General features: G+C 51.1%; 2 tRNA genes. Both read right to left on the reverse strand.

The annotated features are described in order from the left end of the window. Positions 1-72: 72 nt before the first annotated feature. Positions 73-148: transfer RNA gene (locus FWJ25_RS19405), tRNA-Ala, on the reverse strand. Positions 149-372: 224 nt separating this feature from the next. Further along, positions 373-449, reverse strand: a tRNA-Ile gene (locus FWJ25_RS19410). Positions 450-515: the final 66 nt, after the last annotated feature.

Consider the following 515-nt stretch of genomic DNA (forward strand, 5'->3'; position numbering starts at 1 on the left):
CTTGATCGTTCATCAAACCGAAACGCTTGTTTCTGTACACTGCTAACCCACAATGTGGTTAGTCAGTTAATATGGTGGAGCTAGGCAGGATCGAACTGCCGACCTCCTGCGTGCAAGGCAGGCGCTCTCCCAGCTGAGCTATAGCCCCAGAACTTGTCCAGCTTTCGTTACTCGTCGTTGCAGTATTCATTCGCTTCAGTCATGACCCATCGAGGGTCACTCCTTTACTCATTTCACACTGCGCCTAGATTAACAAAATCTGTCCTGCGCTCTGCTTTCGCCTCCTGGACCAGAATTTTTCTGATCTAGGCGCTTTCAAGTGAAGTGTGCTGGTGCACACGAGCTTGGAAGCAACGACGAGCAGTGAAATTCTGGTGGGTCTGGGTGGACTTGAACCACCGACCTCACCCTTATCAGGGGTGCGCTCTAACCACCTGAGCTACAGACCCAATGGTACGGGCCTGACAGACCCTATGCTCTCTTTATTAGCCAACCAAGTAATTCGTGTGGACTCT

This window comes from Marinobacter salinexigens (genome assembly GCF_008370345.1).
Lineage (GTDB): Bacteria > Pseudomonadota > Gammaproteobacteria > Pseudomonadales > Oleiphilaceae > Marinobacter > Marinobacter salinexigens.